Source organism: Pseudoxanthomonas sp. JBR18, from assembly GCF_028198165.1.
In the GTDB taxonomy this organism is placed as follows: domain Bacteria; phylum Pseudomonadota; class Gammaproteobacteria; order Xanthomonadales; family Xanthomonadaceae; genus Pseudoxanthomonas_A.
The window spans coordinates 4,367,107-4,386,849 of sequence record NZ_CP116339.1 but is presented as its reverse complement, the minus strand read 5'-3'; the positions used below and the strand labels follow the sequence as shown (position 1 = coordinate 4,386,849).

The 19,743-nt window shown below is 68.0% G+C and carries 16 protein-coding genes and 2 tRNA genes; 5 read left to right on the top strand and 13 right to left on the bottom strand.

Features of this window, described 5'->3' with window-relative positions; genetic code table 11:
- Positions 1-72 precede the first annotated feature (72 nt).
- The 6 genes from PJ250_RS19640 to PJ250_RS19615 form a co-directional block, all read right to left on the bottom strand.
- Positions 73-729 (bottom strand): thiopurine S-methyltransferase, encoded by a 657-nt coding sequence (locus tag PJ250_RS19640; RefSeq protein ID WP_271646307.1) that lies wholly within the window; start codon positions 727-729, stop codon positions 73-75.
- Positions 729-1,262, bottom strand: coding sequence for a DinB family protein (locus tag PJ250_RS19635; RefSeq protein WP_271646306.1), 534 nt, complete (start codon positions 1,260-1,262; stop codon positions 729-731). The genes PJ250_RS19640 and PJ250_RS19635 overlap by 1 nt, the downstream gene beginning before the upstream one ends.
- Positions 1,263-1,313: 51 nt before the next feature.
- A complete protein-coding gene (gene parC / locus PJ250_RS19630) occupies positions 1,314-3,560 on the bottom strand; it encodes a DNA topoisomerase IV subunit A (RefSeq protein ID WP_271646305.1) in 2,247 nt (748 codons plus the stop codon).
- Positions 3,561-3,653: 93 nt separating this feature from the next.
- Entirely contained in the window at positions 3,654-5,483 is a 1,830-nt protein-coding gene (locus PJ250_RS19625; protein ID WP_271646304.1) for an SLC13 family permease, read from the bottom strand.
- Between the two features lie 153 nt (positions 5,484-5,636).
- Positions 5,637-5,723 (bottom strand) — tRNA-Leu (locus tag PJ250_RS19620).
- 385 nt (positions 5,724-6,108) lie between these two features.
- Positions 6,109-6,195 (bottom strand) — tRNA-Leu (locus PJ250_RS19615).
- A gap of 214 nt (positions 6,196-6,409) precedes the next feature.
- Here PJ250_RS19615 and rnr point away from each other — a divergent pair.
- The 4 genes from rnr to PJ250_RS19595 all read left to right on the top strand — a co-directional run bounded on the left by rnr (position 6,410) and on the right by PJ250_RS19595 (position 13,187).
- On the top strand, positions 6,410-8,869 hold the full coding sequence (gene rnr, locus PJ250_RS19610; RefSeq protein WP_271646303.1) for a ribonuclease R: 2,460 nt from the start codon (positions 6,410-6,412) through the stop codon (positions 8,867-8,869).
- Between the two features lie 13 nt (positions 8,870-8,882).
- Positions 8,883-9,356 carry a GFA family protein gene (locus PJ250_RS19605; RefSeq protein ID WP_271646302.1) on the top strand — a complete coding sequence of 158 codons (474 nt, stop codon included), beginning with the start codon at positions 8,883-8,885 and terminating at the stop codon, positions 9,354-9,356.
- Positions 9,357-9,379: 23 nt separating this feature from the next.
- Positions 9,380-10,126: a 23S rRNA (guanosine(2251)-2'-O)-methyltransferase RlmB gene (rlmB, locus tag PJ250_RS19600; protein WP_271646301.1), complete on the top strand. Its 747-nt coding sequence runs from the start codon at positions 9,380-9,382 to the stop codon at positions 10,124-10,126.
- A 121-nt stretch (positions 10,127-10,247) separates the two neighbouring features.
- On the top strand, positions 10,248-13,187 hold the full coding sequence (locus tag PJ250_RS19595; RefSeq protein WP_271648711.1) for a ligand-binding sensor domain-containing diguanylate cyclase: 2,940 nt from the start codon (positions 10,248-10,250) through the stop codon (positions 13,185-13,187).
- Between the two features lie 6 nt (positions 13,188-13,193).
- Here PJ250_RS19595 and PJ250_RS19590 read toward each other — a convergent pair whose 3' ends face one another.
- Together PJ250_RS19590 and PJ250_RS19585 are read right to left on the bottom strand one after the other, a co-directional pair.
- Positions 13,194-13,697, bottom strand: a complete 504-nt coding sequence (locus tag PJ250_RS19590; protein ID WP_271646299.1) for an O-acetyl-ADP-ribose deacetylase — start codon at positions 13,695-13,697, stop codon at positions 13,194-13,196.
- Between the two features lie 46 nt (positions 13,698-13,743).
- A complete protein-coding gene (locus tag PJ250_RS19585) occupies positions 13,744-14,286 on the bottom strand; it encodes a type II toxin-antitoxin system RelB family anti-toxin (protein WP_271646298.1) in 543 nt (180 codons plus the stop codon).
- A gap of 100 nt (positions 14,287-14,386) precedes the next feature.
- Here PJ250_RS19585 and rhtA point away from each other — a divergent pair, with 100 nt between their 5' ends.
- Positions 14,387-15,271, top strand: coding sequence for a threonine/homoserine exporter RhtA (rhtA, locus tag PJ250_RS19580; RefSeq protein ID WP_271646297.1), 885 nt, complete (start codon positions 14,387-14,389; stop codon positions 15,269-15,271).
- Positions 15,272-15,299: 28 nt separating this feature from the next.
- On the opposite strand, the gene rnt is transcribed toward rhtA, so the two are convergent.
- The 5 genes from rnt to pstC all read right to left on the bottom strand — a co-directional run bounded on the left by rnt (position 15,300) and on the right by pstC (position 19,645).
- Positions 15,300-15,947: a ribonuclease T gene (gene rnt, locus PJ250_RS19575; RefSeq protein WP_271646296.1), complete on the bottom strand. Its 648-nt coding sequence runs from the start codon at positions 15,945-15,947 to the stop codon at positions 15,300-15,302.
- Positions 15,948-16,136: 189 nt separating this feature from the next.
- Positions 16,137-16,847 carry a phosphate signaling complex protein PhoU gene (phoU, locus tag PJ250_RS19570; RefSeq protein ID WP_271646295.1) on the bottom strand — a complete coding sequence of 237 codons (711 nt, stop codon included), beginning with the start codon at positions 16,845-16,847 and terminating at the stop codon, positions 16,137-16,139.
- A 134-nt stretch (positions 16,848-16,981) separates the two neighbouring features.
- Positions 16,982-17,812, bottom strand: coding sequence for a phosphate ABC transporter ATP-binding protein PstB (pstB, locus tag PJ250_RS19565; RefSeq protein WP_271646294.1), 831 nt, complete (start codon positions 17,810-17,812; stop codon positions 16,982-16,984).
- Between the two features lie 19 nt (positions 17,813-17,831).
- Positions 17,832-18,680 (bottom strand): phosphate ABC transporter permease PstA, encoded by an 849-nt coding sequence (gene pstA, locus PJ250_RS19560; protein ID WP_271646293.1) that lies wholly within the window; start codon positions 18,678-18,680, stop codon positions 17,832-17,834.
- A complete protein-coding gene (gene pstC, locus PJ250_RS19555; protein WP_271646292.1) occupies positions 18,680-19,645 on the bottom strand; it encodes a phosphate ABC transporter permease subunit PstC in 966 nt (321 codons plus the stop codon). Before pstC ends, pstA begins: the two co-directional genes overlap by 1 nt.
- Positions 19,646-19,743: the final 98 nt, after the last annotated feature.

Below are 19,743 nucleotides of genomic sequence, written 5' to 3'. Positions count from 1 at the left end.
CACGGCGGCGATAGCGCATTCGCGTGATCGCCGCAGACCTGGCCGCCTGTCACAGGATGGCGGCAAAACCCCTTAGCGCTTCAGCAGACGGTACACGGCGGTCTCCAGCGCACTGACGCCGGCCGCGGCGAAACGCGGCTCGTGAGCCAGGATGTCGCGCCGTTCCAGGGCGTCGATGTGCCACTGCGCGGCGAACAGCGTGTCGACTTCCTCCGGCACCACCGAGAACGGCGGTCCGGCCTTCTGCGCCTGCGGGTATTCCAGCGTGACCAGCAGTCCCTGACAGGCCGCGGGCAGGGCGCCGTAGAGCTGGGCGGCGTAGCGCCGGCGCATCGCCTGCGGGAGGGCCACCAGCGCGGCCCGGTCATAGACGCCCGCGCAGCCGGCCAGCGCCTGCGCATCCAGGGCGAAAGCGTCCCCGCAGATCAGTTCGATGTCACCGGCCACGAAGTGCGTGCCGTAGCGACTGTCATGCGTGCGCGGTACCAGATCGTGTTCGTCGAAGAACTGCTCGATCGCCAGCGCTGACAGCTCCACGCCGAGCACGCGATGGCCCTGTGCAGCCAGCCACGCCAGGTCCAGCGACTTGCCGCACAGCGGCACAAACACTTGGCTGCCCGTCGGCAGCGCCAGGGCAGGCCAGTGCTTGCGCAACAACGGCAGGACCTGGTCCTGATGAAAGCCGATCTGGTTGGCCTGCCACTTCTGGTGCCAGAACGCCGGATCCATCAGAGCGCCTCGTCGGGCAGGGCGATCAGGTCGGTGACGCCGACATCCACGCCGGCCTGATGGAGCAGCGTGCTGGCCTGGCCACGGTGATGGGTCTGGTGGTTGAAGAAGTGCGCCAACAGCTGATGCCAGCCGCGAGTGAACGGCGTGCCGGCGGTGTTGCGATAGGACAAGGATCCTGCCAGCGCGACGGCATCCAGCGTACCGACCCAGTCGGTGATGACCTGGTCCAGCGCGGCGCGATGCTGCCGCAACTGCGCGAAGGAGCCGGCCAGCGGCTGGCGCAGCGAGGTCGGCAGGGGGAAGTCCACCAGGGCCGCGCGCAGGGCGACCGCGCTTTCAGGGCTGGAGAAGCGATGCAGCCAGATCGTATCGGCCACGGCAATGTGGTTGAGCGTGGCCAGGATCGAGCCGAAGAACGCGCCACGCTCCTGCGCGAGCGCATCCTCGGTCAGGGTGCCGGCCGCCGCGTACATCCGCTGGTTCATCCAGCGGTTGTAGGCGGCCATCAGCTTGGCGTCTTGCGGTGTCATCCGCACCGACCCTGGGCGGACGGCGTCGCGGTCACCACAGACCGCGACGGATCACGCCACATCCAGTCCATCGACCTTCTGCCAGCCGCGCGGCAACAGCATGCCGCGCGTGGCGCGAGTGCCGGTGTACAGGTCCAGGTCCTTGAACGACAGGGTCATGGTCCGCGCGCCGCTCTGAATCTGCAGGGTGGCCCCGGGACCAATGGCGGCGATGGCGACCACCCGCTCGGTGCCCAGCTTGGACTTGGGGATGTCGATCAGCTTGTTGCCCTTGCCCTTGTCCAGCTCGGGCAGGTCGGTGGCGGCGATGGCCAGCAGGTTGCCGGCGCTGGTCACCGCCACGATGCGGTCGGTCTCCAGGTTGGCGACCAGGGCCGGTTGCAGCACCTTGGCATTGGGCGTGAGGTTGAGCATCGCCTTGCCGGCCTTGTTGCGGCTGGTGAGGTTCTCAAAGCGGGTGACGAAGCCGTAGCCATGCGAGGAGGCCAGCACGAAGCGGGTGTCGTTCTCACCCGAGGCCAGGGCCTGGAACGATGCGCCGGCCGCCGGGGAGAAGCGCCCGGTCAACGGCTCGCCGTTGCCGCGCGCCGAGGGCAGGGTATGCACGGCGGTGGAATAGCTGCGCCCGGTCGAATCCAGGAAGGCGACCTGGTGATTGCTGCGCGCGCGGACCGCGGCCAGCAGGCCGTCGCCATCGCGATAGGACAGCTTGGCCGTGTCGATGTCGCCGCCCTTGGCCGCGCGCACCCAGCCCTTCTCGGACACCACCACGGTCATCGCCTCGCTGGCGACCAGTTCGGTTTCGTCCAGGGCCTGGGCCGCTTGGCGGGCGACCAGGGGCGAGCGGCGTTCGTCGCCGAACTTCTTGGCATCGGCCAGCAGTTCGTCCTTGACCAGCTTCCTGAGCTTGGCCTTGGAGTCCAGGGTGGCCAGCAGCTTCTCGCGCTCGACGGCCAGCTCGTCCTGCTCGCCGCGGATCTTCATCTCTTCCAGGCGGGCCAGCTGGCGCAGGCGGGTTTCCAGGATGTAGTCGGCCTGGTCTTCGGACAGCGCGAAACGCGCGATCAGCGCCGGCTTGGGCTCGTCCTCGCTGCGGATGATGCGGATGACCTCGTCCAGGTTGAGGAACGCGGTCAGCAGGCCTTCCAACAGGTGCAGGCGGCGCTCGACCTTCTGCAGGCGGTGCTTGAGGCGGCGGGTGACCGTGTCGTAGCGGAATCCCAGCCACTCGGACAGGAAGCTGCGCAGGTTCTTGACCTGCGGGCGCCCATCCAGGCCGATGATGTTGAGGTTGACCCGGTAGCTCTTCTCCAGGTCGGTGGTGGCGAACAGATGCCCCATCAGCTGCTCGGCATCCACCCGGTTGGAGCGCGGGATCAGGACCACGCGCACCGGGTTCTGGTGGTCGGACTCGTCGCGGATGTCCTCCAGCCAGGGCAGCTTCTTGGCCCGCATCTGGGTGGCGATCTGCTCGATCACCTTGGACGGGGAGACCTGGAAGGGCAGCGCGGTCACCACGATGTTGGCGTGCTCGCGGGTGAAGGTCGCCCGGGCGCGCACGCTGCCATGGCCGGTCTCGTACATCTGCCGCAGGTCGGACGCCGGGGTGATGATCTCCGCGCTGGTCGGGTAATCCGGCCCGCGCACGTGCTCGCACAGGTCGGCCACCGTCGCGTCAGGGTCGTCGATCAGCCGGATCAGCGCGCTGACGATCTCATTGAGGTTGTGCGGCGGCACGTCGGTGGCCATGCCCACGGCGATGCCGGTGGTGCCGTTGAGCAGCAGGTGCGGCAGGCGCGCCGGCAGCCAGGTGGGCTCCTCCAGGGTGCCGTCGAAGTTGGGCGACCAGTCGGTGGTGCCCTGGGTCAGCTCACCCAGCAGCACCTCGGCGATGGGGGTCAGCTTGGATTCGGTGTAGCGCATGGCCGCGAACGACTTGGGGTCGTCGGACGAGCCGAAGTTGCCCTGGCCATCGATCAGCGGATAGCGGTAGGAGAACGGCTGGGCCATCAGCACCAGCGCCTCGTAGCAGGCGCTGTCGCCATGCGGATGGAACTTGCCGATGACGTCGCCGACGGTGCGCGCGGATTTCTTCGGCTTGGCGGCCGCGTTGAGCCCCAGTTCGCTCATCGAATAGATGATGCGGCGCTGCACCGGCTTGAGCCCGTCGCCGATGAAGGGCAGCGCGCGGTCCAGGACCACGTACATCGAGTAGTCCAGATAGGCGCGCTCGGCGTACTCGCGCAGCGGGATCTGCTCGAAGCCGTGGAAGGTGGGGCGGGTCGTCTCTTCGGTCATGCGGGCACTGCTTCAGGGGTGAACCGGACCAATTTTAGCCGGCCCACCGTCGCAGCGCCCGCGACCGCGGGCGAAAGATCGTCGATCCGGGCCTCAGCCGCCCCAGCCGAAGGGCAGCAGCGGACCGCCCAGCCACAGCCAGCGCGCCATCCAGGCCGTGGCGATGGCGATCAACGTGGTCAATGGCACGCCCACGCGCAGGAAGTCGCCGAAGGTGTACTGGCCCGGGTTGAGGATCAGCAGGTTGCCGTGATGGCCGATCGGGGTCAGGAACGAGGCCACCGCGCCCATCGCGATGCACATCACGAAGGGCGTGGGCGTCTCGCCCAGGCTCTGGGCCATGGCCAGGGCGATGGGGGTGAGCAGCACGGTGGTGGCCGCATCGGACAGCACCTGGGTCAACAGTGCGGCGGCCGAGAACATCACCAGCAGCAGGGTCAGCGCACTCCAGTTTTGCGCGTGCTCGTTGAGCAGTTGCGCCAGCCAGGCAGCCGTCCCGGTCTTTTCCATCGCCAGCCCCAGCGGGATCACCCCGGCGATCATCACGAAGATGCGCACGTCAATGGCCTGGTAGGCGTGTTCGATGTCCACGCAGCGGGTCAGGACCATGGCCGCCGCGCCGGCCAGGAACGCGATCTGCGGGCTCAGCCAGCCGGTGGCCGCGGCGATCACCGCGCCGACCATGATCCCGAGCGCCAGCGGCGCGCGCTTGCGGGTGCGCTTCTGCGCCTCGAACGGCATCAGCATCAAAAAGCCATGGTGCTGGGCCAGCTTGCCGAAGGTGTGCTGGCGTCCCCACAGCACCAGTAGATCGCCTTCCTCCAGCACCAGCTCGGACAGCTCGCCATGCAGCCAGCCTTCCTTGCGCCATAGTCCGACCACCACCACGCCCAGGGTGTGCAGGAAGTCGATGCTGGCCACCGAGCGGCCGACGAATTCGGAATTGGGCGAGACCACCGCCTGGACCAGTTGCTCCTCGCCCAGCAGCTCGGTCTTGCGTTGCTCGTCTTCCTTGGGCTTCTCGCCGTATTTGACCACCGCGTGCAGCGACAGGCCCGGCTCGTCCTTGATCGAGGCGATCTCATCGGGCGAGGCGCGTACCAACAGCACATCGCCACGCTGCAACGGACTGTCTTCGCGCTGGTAGCGGCGGCGCATGCCGTAGCGAAGCCAGTCCACCACCTGCAGGCGCTCGTCGAAGTTCTCGCGGAACTCGCCGTAGGTCTTGCCGATCCACGGCGAGTCCTCGTCCACCACCAGCTCGGTGTAGTAGCGCTCCAGGCGCATGTAACTGTCGCTGCTGGATTCGCCGGAGCGCTTGGGTACCAGCCAGCGTCCCAACAGCATGTAGCTGGTGCCCAGCAGGACCAGCACCGCACCGATGGGCGTGATGGTGAAAAAGCCCAGGCCCTCGCTGCCCGAGCGCTTGAGTAGGTCATTGGCCAGGAGGAAGGCCGGTGCGCTGATCAGGGTCAGGGTGGTGCCCAGCGAGGCGGCCAGCGACATGGGCATCAGCAGGCGCGAGGCGGCCAGCTTCTGATCGCGTGCCAGCCGCATCAGGATCGGCAACATCATCGCGGTGACCATCAGGTGGTGCGAGAACGCGGCCAGGGCTGCGGTTGCCGGCATGACCACGGCGATGGTGCGCCATTCGCTGCCGCCGGCGGCCTTGCCGATCGCATGGCCGATCCGGTCGGTGATGCCGGTGGCGGCCAGGCCCGAAGACAGCACGAACACCGCGGCCACGATGATCGCCGGTTCGCTGGAGAAACCGGACAGCGCTTCGCGCGGGTTGAGGATTCCGGTCAGGGTCAGCGCCAGCATGGCCAGCATCGCCACCAGGTCCACGCGCAGCTTCTCGCTGACGAACAGGCCGAGGGCGACGGCCAGAATGGCCAGGAACAGGATCTGTTGGGGTTCCACAGCGTCGATGGCTCGCAGGAAGAAAAGGCGTTATTGCAGGCCCATTGGAAATACCACGTGTCGGCGCCTGGGGTGAAGCGTTGCCTGGCACACGGCGTGCCGTCCTTGCGGGCAACAAAAAACCCCGCTTGTGGCGGGGTTTTTCTTGAGTCATGGTGCCCAGGAGAGGACTCGAACCTCCACGGAGTTGCCCCCGCTAGCACCTGAAGCTAGTGCGTCTACCAATTCCGCCACCTGGGCGACTCAGGGCGCGCATTCTGGAGGCAGCCGTCGAGGGTGTCAAATGTTTTTTTATCGCAGCTGCGCGTGACGGTGTCGCGGGCGGGATGGCTGCCTGAGCACGCCAGCGTGCTCGACGCACGGGGGAGGGAGGCCTGCCGGTGGCATGCGAGGAGCGCGGCAAGATACGTCTTCTCCCGCACGGGCCTGGCGCACTGGATCGGATGTCCTGGCTTGCGGTGCGGTGCCTGGCCTGGATAGAGCGGAGCTCGCTCCGCTTGGGCCTTCCCTGTGACCTGACCGCACGGCCGCGGCGCAAGCTCCGCGCGACAGGAAACGTCTTCCGCTTCCCTACAGCCGGGAGAGCAAAAAAAAGACCCGCTTTCGCGGGTCTTTCTTTCGTCTTTGGTGCCCAGGAGAGGACTCGAACCTCCACGGAGTTGCCCCCGCTAGCACCTGAAGCTAGTGCGTCTACCAATTCCGCCACCTGGGCAAAGCGGCGCGTATGTTGCAGTGCGGTTCGGCGAATGTCAACGCGAACCGCATGCGAAGGGCTGGCGCCTGCCGGGGTGTACCATTCACCAATGACGAAAAAGACTGGAACAGGCGGGCGTAAACCCCCAACCGACAAGGCTCCGGCCTCCAAAAAGGCAGCGCAGGGCACAGGGGGGAAGAAAGGCGCCGGCAAGTCCAAGCTTCCGCCCTGGATGCCCGAATCGATGACCGCCGCTGAGACTGCACCGCCCAAGAGCGGTCGCGGCGGTAGCAGGTCCGGCGGCCGTGGTGGCGCCAAGCCCGGGGCACCAGGACGCCAGGGGCCACGTCGTGACGGCGATGGCCCGCGTCCCTTCGATCGACGCAGCCAGAGCGCCCCACGCGTGGTGGTGCCGGTGGAAGGGGCCGGCAAAGCCGGTTTCAAGGATCCCTATGCCGCGCGCGAGGCCGAGCGTTATGCCCAGCCGATCGCGAGCCGGGAGGTCATCCTGGGCGTGCTGGCCGCCAGCGATGGTCCGCTGACCGCCGAGGAAGTGGCCGGCAAGCTGGACCTGACCGCGCCGGAGCGATTCGAGGCGCTGACCAAGCGCCTGACGGCCATGGTCCGCGACGGCCAGTTGCTGCTCAACCGCCGTGGCGGCTATGCGCCGGCCGAGCAGATGGACCTGGTGCCCGGTGTGGTGATCGCCAATCCAGAAGGCTTTGGCTTCCTGCGTGCGGAGGCCGGTGGCGATGATCTGTTCCTGCCGCCCTTCGAGATGCGCAAGGTCATGCATGGCGACCGGGTGCTGGCCAGCGTCACCGGGCTGGATCGCCGTGGCCGCCGCGAAGGAGCCATCGTCGAGGTGCTCGAGCGCCGGGTGAACCGGCTGATCGGGCGCTTTGCCATGGAGTCGGGCGTGAGTTTCGTGGTGCCCGACGACAAGCGCATGCAGCGCAACGTGATGATTCCGCCGGATGCGCGCAATGATGCGCACGATGGCCAACTGGTGGTGGTCGAACTGACCCACGCGCCGGACGGCCGCCGCGACCCGATCGGCAAGATCATCGCCGTGCTGGGCGACAAGCTGACGCCGTCGCTGGTGGTGGAAACCGCCATCCACGGCCACGAGCTGCCCTACGAATTCCCGCAGGAAGTGCTGGACCAGGCCGCCTCGGTGCCGCTGAGCGTCGAGCCGTCGATGATCGGCGGCCGCGTGGACCTGCGCGACCTGCCGCTGGTCACCATCGATGGCGCCGACTCGAAGGACTTCGACGACGCGGTGTACTGCGAGTCCAATCGCAAGGGCCTGCGCATCGCCAACCGCTCGGGCTATCGCCTGGTGGTGGCCATCGCCGACGTCTCGCACTACGTGCGCCCCGGCACGCCGCTGGACGAGGAAGCCCAATTGCGGGCGACTTCGGTGTATTTCCCCGGGTTCGTGGTGCCGATGCTGCCGGAGACCATTTCCAACGGCATCTGTTCGCTCAATCCCAAGGTCGACCGCATGTGCTTTGTCTGCGACATGCAGGTGGACAAGAGCGGTGAGGTCACCAGCGCGAAGTTCTACGAGGCGGTGATGCGCTCGCACGCACGCCTGACCTACGACCAGGTCTGGAAAGCCGTGGGCGAGGACGATGCCGAAGCCCAGGCGCAGATCGGTCCGGACTTGCTGCCGCACGTCAAGCGCCTGCACGAGCTGTACGGTCTGCTGGCCAAGGCGCGCGAGAAGCGCGGGGCGATCGAGTTCGAGACCAGCGAGGTGCGCTTCGTCCTGGACAACCGCGGCGAGGTTACCCAGGCCGGCATGCAGGTGCGCAACGACGCGCACAAGCTGATCGAGGAATGCATGATCGCGGCCAACGTGCAGGCCGCCCGGTATCTGCTGGCCAAGGGCATCCCGGCCCCGTACCGCGTCCACGAGCGTCCGCCGGAATCCAAGTACGCCGACCTGCTGGAGTTCCTCAAGGAGTTCAAGCTGTCGATGCCGGCCTGGAGCAAGGTCGAGCCGCGCGACTTCACCGCCCTGCTCAAGAAGATCCGTCAGCGGCCGGACGTGGCCCTGCTGGAGTCGGTGCTGCTGCGCAGCCAGAGCCTGGCGGTGTATACGCCGGACAACGCCGGCCATTTCGGCCTGGCGCTGGATGCGTATGCGCACTTCACCTCGCCCATCCGGCGCTACCCGGACCTGCTGGTGCACCGGGCGATCAAGTACGCGCTCACCGGAGGCAAGGTGGAGAAGTTCCAGTATTCGCCGCGCGAGATGGCGGCGCTGTCGCTGCAGTGCTCGGAGCGTTCGCGCCGCGCCGACGAGGCCGAGCGCGAGGTCGACGAGCGCTACCGTGCCGCGTGGATGGAGCAGCATGTCGGTGGCATTTTCGACGGCGTCATCAGTGGGGTGACCAGCTTTGGCCTGTTCGTGGAGTTGAATCAGTCCAAGGTCAATGGCCTGGTCCACGTCACCCAGCTGCCGCACGACTATTACCACTTCGATCCCATCCGCAAGACACTGTCGGGCGAGCGGCGCGGGGTCGAGTTCCGCCTGGGCGATGCGGTCCACGTGCAGGTCATGAAGGCCAGCATGGAGGAGCGCAAGATCGATTTCCGGCTGGTCGAGCGCCAGGACGGGCAGGACGCGGGCGACCAAGCGCCGCGCGCCTTCCCGGCCAAGCGCAAGAAGCAGAAATCCTGAAGAGGGTTGCGTCGTGGGTGAATACAGCGGTGGCTGCCAGTGTGGCGCGGTACGGTTCCATGTCTCCGGCACGCTGGACGATGCGTCGGTCTGCCATTGCCGGATGTGCCAGAAGGCCTTCGGCGGGTACTACGCGCCGCTGGTGTCCACGCGTGGCGCCACGCTGACCTGGACCCGCGGCACGCCCGCGCGCTATCAGTCCTCCAACCTGGTGGCGCGTGGTTTCTGCGCGCAGTGCGGCACGCCGCTCACCTATGAGGCGCCCGATGGACTGGCCCTGGCGGCCGGTGCCTTCGACCAGCCGGCGCTGTTCGCCCCGCACATCCAATATGGCGTCGAAGGCCGCCTGCCGTTCACCGATAGCGTGCATACGCTGCCGGTGCGGCGCACCGAGGAGGACGCTGCCTCGCTGGCGTTTCTCTCGCGGATCGAATCCTTCCAGCATCCCGATCACGACACCGAGCACTGGCCGCCTGCGCGCGGCTGATCGCCCAGCACGACACGAGCATCATGAGCAAACAGAACCAATGGATCGTCGGCGTCAACGCCGTCGCATCGTCCATCGAAAACGACGCGGACAACGTGCGCGAAGTGCTGATCGACGGCAGCAGCAAGAACGCGCGCCTGACCGAGATCGAAGAGAACGCGCGGCGCAAGGGCATCGACGTGCGCCGGGTCACCACCCAGGCGCTGGATGGCGTGGGCGGCCAGGTGCGCCACCAGGGCGTGGCCGCGCGTTATGCCGCTGCCCGGACCTGGGACGAGGGCGAGCTGCACGGCCTGATCGAAGCGGCCGAAGGTCGTGCGCTGCTGCTGGTGCTCGATGGGGTGCAGGATCCGCACAACCTCGGCGCCTGCCTGCGCAGCGCCGCGGCCGCTGGCGTGACCGCGGTGGTGATCCCCAAGGACAAGTCGGTCGGCCTCAACGCCACCGTGCGCAAGACCTCGGCCGGCGCGGCCGATCGCATCCCGGTGATCGCGGTGACCAACCTGGCGCGCGCGCTGCGCGAGATCCAGAAAGCCGGTGTGTGGATCTACGGCCTGGCCGGTGAAGCGCAGGACTCGCTGTACACGATCGACCTGCGCGGCAACGTGGCGCTGGTGCTGGGTGGCGAGGGCGACGGCATGCGCCGCCTGACCCGCGAGCATTGCGACGGGCTGGTCAGGATCCCCATGCCGGGCAACATCGAGAGTCTCAATGTCTCGGTCGCCACCGGCGTGACCCTGTTCGAGGCGGTGCGCCAGCGCAGCGCGTAAGCCGCTCGCGGTGGGGGAGACGATGCGGCTCGGGGGATGCGCGCACGAAACGGATGGGCTGCGGCGTGGGAGGCCGTGGTCGTTGCGCCTGTGCGTGGCCCTGCTGGGCCTGTTGCTGGCGATGCCGGGCCTGGCGGCGCCCAAGCTGGCCCCGCCGCCTCCGCTGCACGATGACGCGATCGACCTGTGGACCTCGCGCGACGGCCTGCCGCACAACTCCATCCGCGATATCGCCCAGACCGCCGACGGCTACCTGTGGTTCGCCACCTGGGAAGGCCTGGTGCGCTACAACGGGCTGGATTTCGTCACCTTCGATCGCAGCACCACCCCGGCGCTGGCCGACAATGGCATCGGCGGACTGTATGTCGATCCCAGTGGCGCGCTGTGGCTGAGCGATTCGCGCGGCAACGTCAGCCGTTACACGGCCGACGGCAAGCTGAAGATCTGGAAGCGCCCTCCCGAGGTGCCGCAGGTGCTGCTACCGGCCATGGCCATGGACCAGCAGGGACGGCTGTGGATGCTGTTCGAAGGCAATGGCCTGGCCTGCCTGACCGCGGACGGTCGCTATCTCTACACCCCGCCGCCGGCCGATTCGCCGCTGCGCACCGCCTATGCGCGGATGATGATCGATGACGACGGCCTGGTCTGGGTCGGGACCAACGAGGGCCTGGTGATCCGCCAGGCCGATGGCACGTTGCGTGACGCCTCCAAGGCGTTCGGCCTGCCGCCCGGCAATGCCTGGCCTTACCGGGCCGATGACGGCACGGTCTGGATCGTGGCCGGGGACGGCGTGTATCGACGCCAGGACGGACGCCTGGTCCTGGCACATCGGCTGCCTGGCGTGGGGCGCATCACCGCGATGCTGCAGGATCGCCACGGCGATCTGTGGCTGGGTACCGAGGCCAGCGGCTTGTTACGGGTGGGACATCACGGCCTCGAGCGCCTCACCTCCGGCCTGCCGCTGCCGGGAGGGCGCATCACCAGCCTGAAGGAGGATGCCGAGGGCAGTATCTGGGTGGGTGCCAATGGGGGGTTGTTCCGCCTGCGCGAAACACTCTTCACCAACCTCACCGCGCGCGATGGGCTGGGCTCGGATTATGTGCGCGCGGTGCTGGCCGATCCCGACGGCGCGCTGTGGGTCGGCCATGCGGCGGGCCTGGACCGCGTGGGCACCAACGGCCGGATCCGCCCGCATCCCTTGCCGACCACGACGGGCCGGCCGCCTTCGGTCCTGAGTCTGGCCCGGGGGCGGGACGGCGCATTATGGGTGGGCACGGCCAACGACGGGCTCTATCGCGTGGCGACCGACGGCGGCGTGCGCCGCTATGGGCCGCAGGAAGGGCTGCCCGCCGGCACCGTGCGCGGGATCAGCATCGGGCCTGATGGGGTGGTGTGGCTGGCGACCCAGCGCGGGCTGGGCTATGTCGATGGCGCGCGTGTGGTGCGCCCACGGCTTCCCGGCTTGGAGGAAGCCCTGATCACCGCCGTTTACAGCGAGCCCGGCGCGGTGTGGTTCGGCAGCCTGGATGGCGTCCGCGTGCTCCGTGGGGACCAGGTGCAGCGGCTGTCGCTCGAAGCGCTCGGCGGCGGACGCTCGGTCTTCGGTTTCTCGCGCCTGGGCGGGGCGATGTGGATCGCATCCGATCGCGGTCTGTATCGCTGGCGCGAGGGCAGGCTGGCGCGGGTGGGGCTGGAACAGGGCATGCCGGTGGATGCGGTGTTCCAGCTGCTGCCAGACCGGGCCGGACACCTGTGGATCACCAGCAATCGGGGCATGTTGCGCACCGACCTGGCCAGCCTGGAAGCCGTGGCCGACGGCCGCCAGGCGCGGCTGGCAGTGATCCAGTACAACGAGATGGACGGCATGGCCAACTCGCAGGCCAACGGCAGCTCGGGACCGACCGAAGTGCTGCGCGCCGACGGCACGGTGTGGATCGCGACGGCTGGCGGGATCTCGGCCGTGGACCCGACACGCCTGCACTGGTTCCGCGAGCGTCCGGCGCCGCCGGTGGTGATCGATAGCGTTCAGGAGGATTCGGTTGCGCTGCCCTGGCGCGACCAGCAGCCGTTGCGCCTGGAAGGGGGCCACCGGCTGACGGTGAGTTTCGTCGGCCTGAGTTACCTGCTGCCCGAACGCACCGAGTACCGGACCCTGCTGGAGGGACTGGACACCGACTGGGTCACGCGTGGCCGACAGCGCAGCGTCGAGTTCGTGCGCCTGCCGCCGGGACGCTACACCCTGCGCGTGTCGGCGGCCCATCCCGACGGCGCATGGAGCCAGCGCGAAGCGCGGCTGGCCTTCGTCATCGAGCCCTTCCTGTGGCAACGCCATGGGGTGCAGGCCGCGGCGGCTGCCGCCTTGCTACTGCTGCTCTACGGCCTGTACCGCTACCGGGTGCATCGCTTCCATGCTCGCGCCCGACGCCTGCGCCGGCTGGTGGACGAACGCACGCGCGACCTGCAGGCCCAGGCCCAGCAGCTGCGCCGTGCCGACCAGGAAAAGACCGGCTTGCTGCAGCAGCTGCGCCTGCACGCCGAGGCCTTCGAGCGTCAGGCACACGAGGATGCATTGACCGGGCTGCCCAACCGACGTGCTTTCGAGGAGCGGCTGACGCGCGAGATCGCGCTGGCCGGCCGCCAGGGGACCCCGTTATGCCTTGCCCTGCTAGACGTGGACCACTTCAAGCGGGTCAACGACCAGTATTCGCACGTGGTCGGCGATGCGGTGCTCAAGGAGGTGGCCACGCTGCTGGCCGCGCAGGCCCGGCGCACGGACATGGCGGCGCGCACCGGCGGGGAGGAGTTCTGCCTGCTGTTCCCGGGGGCCACGCTGGAGGCGGCCGAGCAGGCCCTGCAGCGGCTGCGCGCCGCGTTCCATGCGCATCGCGACTGGGGCGGGGTCGAGGGATTGGACGTGCGTTTCAGCGCGGGGCTGGTGGAGTGGACCCCGGGCAGCGATACGGCGGTCGCCTCGCTCTACCAGCGCGCCGATCGGCTGCTGTACCAGGCCAAGCGCAACGGCCGCGACCGGATCGAGCGCGCGCTGCCGGCTGGTGAATAGGCCCGCTCAGGCGAGCAGCGCCGCATAGCGCCCGCGGTCTGCCTCTGAAAAGCAGCAGAACGTGATCTCTTCCAGGCCGGCCTGCGGAGCGTGCGTCCGTACTGTTTCGACGGCGATCCGTGCGGCGGCCTCGGCCGGATAACCGTAGACGCCCGTGCTGATGCATGGAAAGGCGAGGGTGCCCAATCCGTACTCGCCGGCCAGTGCGAGACTGTTGCGATAGCAGTCGGCCAGCAGCGCGGGCTCCCCCTGCTGGCCACCGTGCCAGACCGGGCCGACGGTGTGGATCACATGCCGTGCCGGAAGGCGGTGGCCGCCGGTGATGCGTGCCTGCCCGGTGGGACAGCCGCCAAGCGCGCGGCACTCGTCCAGCAATCCCGGGCCGGCGGCGCGATGGATGGCGCCATCGACGCCGCCTCCCCCCAGCAGGCTGGAGTTGGCGGCATTGACGATGGCGTCGACGGCCAGCGTGGTGATGTCGGCGTGCAGGGCGTGGACTCGGAGTGTCATGACGCCAAGCGTGTGTCCGTCGGTGTGGTGCCGGTGCGAAGGACCTTCAATACACCACGTTGCGCAGCAGGCGCAGCGGCGTGTCGCCGTTGTTGCGGTAGGCATAGGCGCCGCGGTCGCTGGCGAACACCAGATGCTGCCCGGCCAAGACCTGGCGCGCGCCGTCGATGCTCTCCAGGGTCAGCGTGCCAGCGAGGACCAGCAGCTGTTCACGCCAGCCGGGCGGATCGGCCTGCGAGGCATAGCGCTCGCCGGGCATCAGGGTCCAGTCCCAGAGTTCGACCTGGCGCGCGGCGGCGACGCTGGAGAGCAGCACGCCGCGTGAAGCGGGATCACGGCCGCGCCAAGCCAGCGCGTCCACCTGGGCTGGCTCGCCGCCGGTGTCGGCCCGGAGCAGCTCGGCGAAGGGCACGCCGAGCGCATCGGCCAGCCGGTCCAGGGTATTGAGGCTGACGTTGGCGTCGCCCGACTCGATCGCCACCAGCATGCGCCGGCTGACCTGGGCGGCCTCGGCCAGCGCCTGCTGGCTCAAGTCGTCGCGCAGCCGCAAGCGGCGCAGATTGCCGGCGACATGCTCGAGCACGCTCATGCCGACCTCGCGAGATTGCGCACTATATTGCACGCCGCTAGACTGTTCATATTGCGCAATATAGTGCGCAATTATCCCTCTTTCCAGCCGCAGGCCCTGCGTGTCCACCTCCTCCCGTGCTCCCTCGTCAGTCTTGTTTCCGGTGCTCCTGCTGCTGGCGTCCATGCTCTCGATCCAGGGTGGTGCCAGTCTGGCCAAGGGGCTGTTTCCCCTGGTTGGCGCCACCGGTGCGACCGCGCTGCGCCTTGGGTTGGGCACGCTGCTGCTGTGGTGCGTCTTCCGCCCCTGGACGCTGCGCTGGCGCGCGTTGCCATGGCCGATGCTGCTGGGCTACGGGATCAGCCTGGGGGCGATGAACACGGTCTTCTACATCTCCCTGCAGACCATCCCGCTGGGCCTGGCGGTGGCATTGGAGTTCACCGGTCCCCTGGCCCTGGCGTTGTTGGGGTCGCGGCGCTGGCTGGATCTGGTGTGGGCCGTGCTGGCCATCGCCGGCCTGTTGCTGCTGGTGCCTTGGCCGGGCAAGGACACTGCCCTGGATCCGGTCGGCATGGGCTGTGCGCTGGCGGCCGGGGTCTGTTGGGCGCTGTACATCGTGTTCGGGCAGAAGGCCGGCGCGGACCACGGACCGCGCATGGTGGCGCTGGGTGCGTCCATCGCCGCGCTGGTCGCCGTGCCCTGGGGCGTGGCCCACGCAGGCGCCACGTTGCTGGAGCCAGCACTGCTACCGGTCGCGCTGGGCGTGGCAGTGCTGTCGATGGCGCTGCCGTATTCGCTGGAGATGGTGGCCATGACCCGCTTGCCCACCCGGACCTTCGGCATGTTGATGAGCCTGGAGCCTGCGGTGGCCGCGCTGTGCGGCTGGCTGCTGCTGCATGAACGCCTGAGCGGGCTGCAGTGGTTGGCGATCGGGGCGGTGATTGTCGCCTCGGCCGGTTCGACGCTATCGGGCGCGGCCCAGGTCATGTCGCCAACGCCGGACTAGGTCGCTGGAGCAGCGGTCGACCCGGCGCTCAGGCCGTGGCGGTTGCCGGCTGGGGCCACTGGTTGGCGACCGTGCAGAACAGTCGCGCCGTCTGCTCGGCGTCGTAGACGGCCGAATGGGCCTGGGCCGAATCCCATTCCATGCCGGCGGCCTGGACCGCGCGCGCCAGCACCGTTTGCCCGTAGGCCAGTCCGCCCAGGCTCACGGTGTCGAAGACGCTGAAGGGATGGAACGGATTGCGCTTGTGCTCGGTGCGCGCCACGGCGGCATTGAGGAAATTCAGGTCGAAATGCGCGTTGTGGCCGACCAGGATGGCGCGCTGGCAGCCGTGCCGCTTCATGGCCGCGCGGATCGGGGCGAACACATGGTCCAGGGCTTCTTTTTCTGGCTTGGCCAGGCGGAAGGGATGGTCCAGGACGATCCCGGTCACCTCTAGCGACTTGGGGTCGATTTCCAGGCCAGGGGCCGGCTCCAGATGGGCGCAGGCGGTTTGTCCGAGGATGAAGCGGCCCTCCGCGTCCAAGTCGATCGGAACGGCGGCAATCTCCAGCAGGGCATGGCGATTCCAGTCGAAGCCGCCGGTCTCCACGTCCACCACCACGGGCAGGAAGCCGCGAAAGCGACGGGACATGGGGGTGACGGGAGCGGGCGAGGGCGTTGCGGGGGTGTCTTGCATCCAGGAAGCCTAGCAGACCGTGCCAGGCAGCCTCCCACAAAAAAGTGCGCCGTTTGCACGGCGCACGCTGTTTCACTTCATCGCGAGGCTGAGATCAGTGGTCGGCGGCGATCACGCAGGCGATGAGGCCGCTGGCCAGTGTGACCAGCACCCAATCGTGGTCGAGCATGCGCCAGGCGAGCCGCCGGCTCAGCTCGCCCCGGTGAACGGCGTTTCGTCGCGCTTGTCGCGCGGCGGCAGCGGCGCGTCGCCCTGGACCAGGAACCAGACGTTCTCGGCGATGTTGGTGGCGTGGTCGCCGATGCGTTCCAGGTTCTTGGCCATGAACAGCAGATGCGTGCACGGGGTGATGTTGCGCGCGTCTTCCATCATGTAGGTCAGCAGTTCGCGGAACAGCGCGGTGTATTGCGCATCCAGCTCCGCGTCGCGGTCGCGGACCTGGATAGCCAGGGCGGCGTCGTTGCCGCGATAGGCTTCCATCGCGTCGCGCACCAGGCCCACGGCCAGCTGGCCCAGGGTGCGCAGGCCGGTCGCGTGCGGGACCGGGGGCAGGGTATTGAGCACCATCGAGCGCTTGGCGACGTTGGCCGCGTAGTCGCCGATGCGCTCCAGATCGGTGGGGATGCGCAGCGCCGCCAGGATTTCGCGCAGGTCGCGCGCCATCGGGCCGCGCAGCGCCAGTTGCATCACGTCCTGGCTGACCTTGTCCTCCAGCGTGTCGATCGCCTCGTCGTTGGCGATGATGCGTTCGGCGGCGCGATCGTCGCGTCGATCGACCACGTCCATCGCCGCTTCCAGCTGGGCCACGGCGATCTCGCCCATGTGCAGGATCTCGCGCGCCAGGCGACGCTGCTCTTCGTCATAGCTCTTGACGATGTGTTCGTGCGGGAGGTTATTCATGGCGGTGTCTCTGCTGAGAGGCGGTCGGCGTACCGGGATCTTCGGCACAACGAGGAAGTGGCGTGGTGGAGGCTGGTACGCGTGCGGATGACTTGCCTGCTGACGCGTGATGTGGCATCAGACGAGCATGTTCCTCACCCAAACCGACCGGTGATGTAGTCCTCGGTCTGCTGCTTGGTGGGGCGCGAGAAGATCGTGGAAGTGACGTCGTGTTCGATCAGGTCGCCCAGGTACATGAAGGCGGTGTAGTCGCTCACGCGCGCGGCCTGCTGCATGTTGTGGGTGACGATGGCGATGGTGTAGTCGTGCTTGAGCTCCTCGACCAACTGCTCGATGCGGCTGGTGGAGATCGGGTCCAGCGCGGAGGTGGGCTCGTCCAGCAGCAGCACGTCCGGGCGCAGGGCGACGGCGCGGGCGATGCACAGGCGCTGCTGCTGGCCGCCGGACAGGCCCAGCGCGCTCTGGCCCAGCTTGTCCTTGACCTCGTCCCACAGCGCACCCTGGCGCAGCGCGAGTTCGACGCGTTCCTTCATGTCGGCCTTGGACAGGCGCTCGTGGTGACGGATGCCGTAGGCCACGTTCTCGAAGATGGTCATCGGGAACGGCACCGGCTTCTGGAACACCATGCCGACCTTGCTGCGCAGGCGGTTCATCGGGTACTTGGGCGAGAGGATGTTCTCCCCGTCCAGCAGGACCTCGCCGGTGCCCTTGAGCTTGGGATACAGCGAATAGATCCGGTTGAACACGCGCAGCAGCGTGGACTTGCCGCAGCCGGAGGGCCCGATCAGCGCGGTCACGCGCTTTTCCGGGATCTGCAGGTTGATGCCCTTCAGGGCATGGAAGCCGCCGTAGTAGAAGTCCAGGCCACGGGCCTCGAGCTTGACCTCGGCAGGTGGCAGCTCTCCACGGTCGGTGGTGACCTGGGTCAGGCGCTTGGCGGGCGAGGCGTTCTGGACGTCGTTCATGGTGGGGTCCGTCGAAAGATCAGTCATTGGAGATCCTGTTGCGCAGCAGGAAGAAGCGCGCGCCAAGGCTGACGAGCAGCACGAAGAGGGTCAGGACCAGGGCGCCTGCCCAGGCCAGGGTCTGCCAGGACTCGTACGGGCTACCGGCGAACTGGTTCATCACCACCGGCACCGAGGCCATCGGGCGGAAGATGTTGGTGCTCCAGAACTGGTTGCCGAAGGCGGTGAACAGCAGCGGCGCGGTCTCGCCGGAGATGCGCGCCAGGGCCAGCAGGATGCCGGTGACGATGCCGGCCGAGGCGCTGCGATAGAGCACCTGCATGATGACCTTCCAGTGCGGGATACCCAGCGACAGCGCCGCCTCGCGCATCTGCGCCGGGACTAGGCGCAGCATCTCGTCGGTAGTGCGCACCACCACCGGCAGCACGATGAAGGCCAGCGAGATCGCGCCGGCCAGCGCCGAGAAGCCGATCAGCGACACCACCATCGCGTAGACGAACAGGCCCAGCACGATCGACGGAGCCGAGAGCAGGATGTCGTTGACGAAGCGCACCACCGTGCCGGCCTTGCGCGCGTTGCCGTACTCGCTCAGCCAGGTGCCGGCCATCACCCCCAGCGGCGCGCCGATCACGATGGCCAGCGCGCACATCAGCGCACTGCCGAAGAAGGCGTTGAGCAGGCCGCCTTCCTGCATCGGTGGCGGGGTGTTCCTGGTGAACAGGTTCAGGTCGATGCCCGGCAGGCCCTTAGCCAGCAGCGTCCACAGGATCCAGGCCAGGAACAGCAGGCCGAAGGCCGCCGTGGCGCATGAAACGAAGATCGCCACGATGTTGACCAGGCGGCGGCGGGTGTAGAGCACAGTGGACATCAGGTGCCCTCCTTGCGGGCCATCTGCATCAGCATCAGGCGGGCCAGGGCCAGCACGATGAAGGTGACCACGAACAGCACGAAGCCCAGTAGCAGCAGGGCCGAGCGGTAGGTTTCGGTGGCCTCGCCGAAATCATTGGCGATCAGCGCGGCGATGGTGGTGCCGGGCATCAGCAGTGAGGCCGACAGGGTCACGCTGTTGCCGACCACGAAGGCCACGGCCATGGTCTCGCCCAGGGCGCGGCCCAGTCCCAGGAAGATGCCGCCGATCACCGCCGAACGGGTGTAGGGCAGGACGATGTCCCAGCTGACTTCCCACTTGGTCGAACCCAGCGCGTAGGCCGATTCCTTCAGCCGGGTGGGCACGGTCAGGAACACCTCGCGCATCACCGAGGAGATGAACGGGATGACCATGATCGCCAGCACGAAGCCGGCGGTGAGGATGCCGATCCCCAGCGGCGGGCCCTGGAACACCGGGCCGATCACCGGCAGGGTGCCCAGGTGGTCGTTGAGCCAGGGGGTGACGTACTCGGTCATGACCGGGACCAGCACGAACAGGCCCCACATGCCGTAGATGATCGAAGGGATGCCGGCCAGCAGTTCGATGGCCGTGCCGATCGGCCCACGCAGCCAGCGCGGCGCCACCTCGGTCAGGAAGAAGGCGATGCCGAAGCTCACCGGCACGGCGATGACCATCGCGATGACCGCGGTGACCAGGGTGCCGTAGATGGGGGCCAGGGCGCCGTAGCGGTTTTCCACCGGATTCCATTCGGTGGAGGTGATGAAGTGCCAGCCCTGGCTGAGCAGGACGTGGCGGCCGCCCCACAGCATGGACAGCGCGGCGCTGGCCAGGGCCACCAGGACGAAGGCCACGGTGCCGACCAGGATCCAGCGGAAGATGCGGTCGGCGCGCGCGTCGCGGACGTCGCGTGAGCTGCCTTGGGCGGGGAGCGTGGCTGCGTTCATGGGAGATCCGTGGAAGGACGCATCGGTCCTGGGTGTTGCGGACCCGCGCGCGCAAGGCGCCGCGGGCGGAACGTCAGGTCATGCCAGGCAGGCGGCCG

Coding starts and splice junctions, on each gene's coding strand:
- PJ250_RS19590 (WP_271646299.1), bottom strand. CDS start 13,697: ATGACACTCCGAGTCCACGCCCTGCACGCCGACATCACCACGCTGGCC.
- pstC (WP_271646292.1), bottom strand. CDS start 19,645: ATGAACGCAGCCACGCTCCCCGCCCAAGGCAGCTCACGCGACGTCCGC.
- parC (WP_271646305.1), bottom strand. CDS start 3,560: ATGACCGAAGAGACGACCCGCCCCACCTTCCACGGCTTCGAGCAGATC.
- PJ250_RS19585 (WP_271646298.1), bottom strand. CDS start 14,286: ATGAGCGTGCTCGAGCATGTCGCCGGCAATCTGCGCCGCTTGCGGCTG.
- pstA (WP_271646293.1), bottom strand. CDS start 18,680: ATGTCCACTGTGCTCTACACCCGCCGCCGCCTGGTCAACATCGTGGCG.
- rnt (WP_271646296.1), bottom strand. CDS start 15,947: ATGCAAGACACCCCCGCAACGCCCTCGCCCGCTCCCGTCACCCCCATG.
- pstB (WP_271646294.1), bottom strand. CDS start 17,812: ATGAACGACGTCCAGAACGCCTCGCCCGCCAAGCGCCTGACCCAGGTC.
- rlmB (WP_271646301.1), top strand. CDS start 9,380: ATGAGCAAACAGAACCAATGGATCGTCGGCGTCAACGCCGTCGCATCG.
- PJ250_RS19640 (WP_271646307.1), bottom strand. CDS start 729: ATGGATCCGGCGTTCTGGCACCAGAAGTGGCAGGCCAACCAGATCGGC.
- PJ250_RS19595 (WP_271648711.1), top strand. CDS start 10,248: ATGCCGGGCCTGGCGGCGCCCAAGCTGGCCCCGCCGCCTCCGCTGCAC.
- PJ250_RS19635 (WP_271646306.1), bottom strand. CDS start 1,262: ATGACACCGCAAGACGCCAAGCTGATGGCCGCCTACAACCGCTGGATG.
- rnr (WP_271646303.1), top strand. CDS start 6,410: ATGCCCGAATCGATGACCGCCGCTGAGACTGCACCGCCCAAGAGCGGT.
- phoU (WP_271646295.1), bottom strand. CDS start 16,847: ATGAATAACCTCCCGCACGAACACATCGTCAAGAGCTATGACGAAGAG.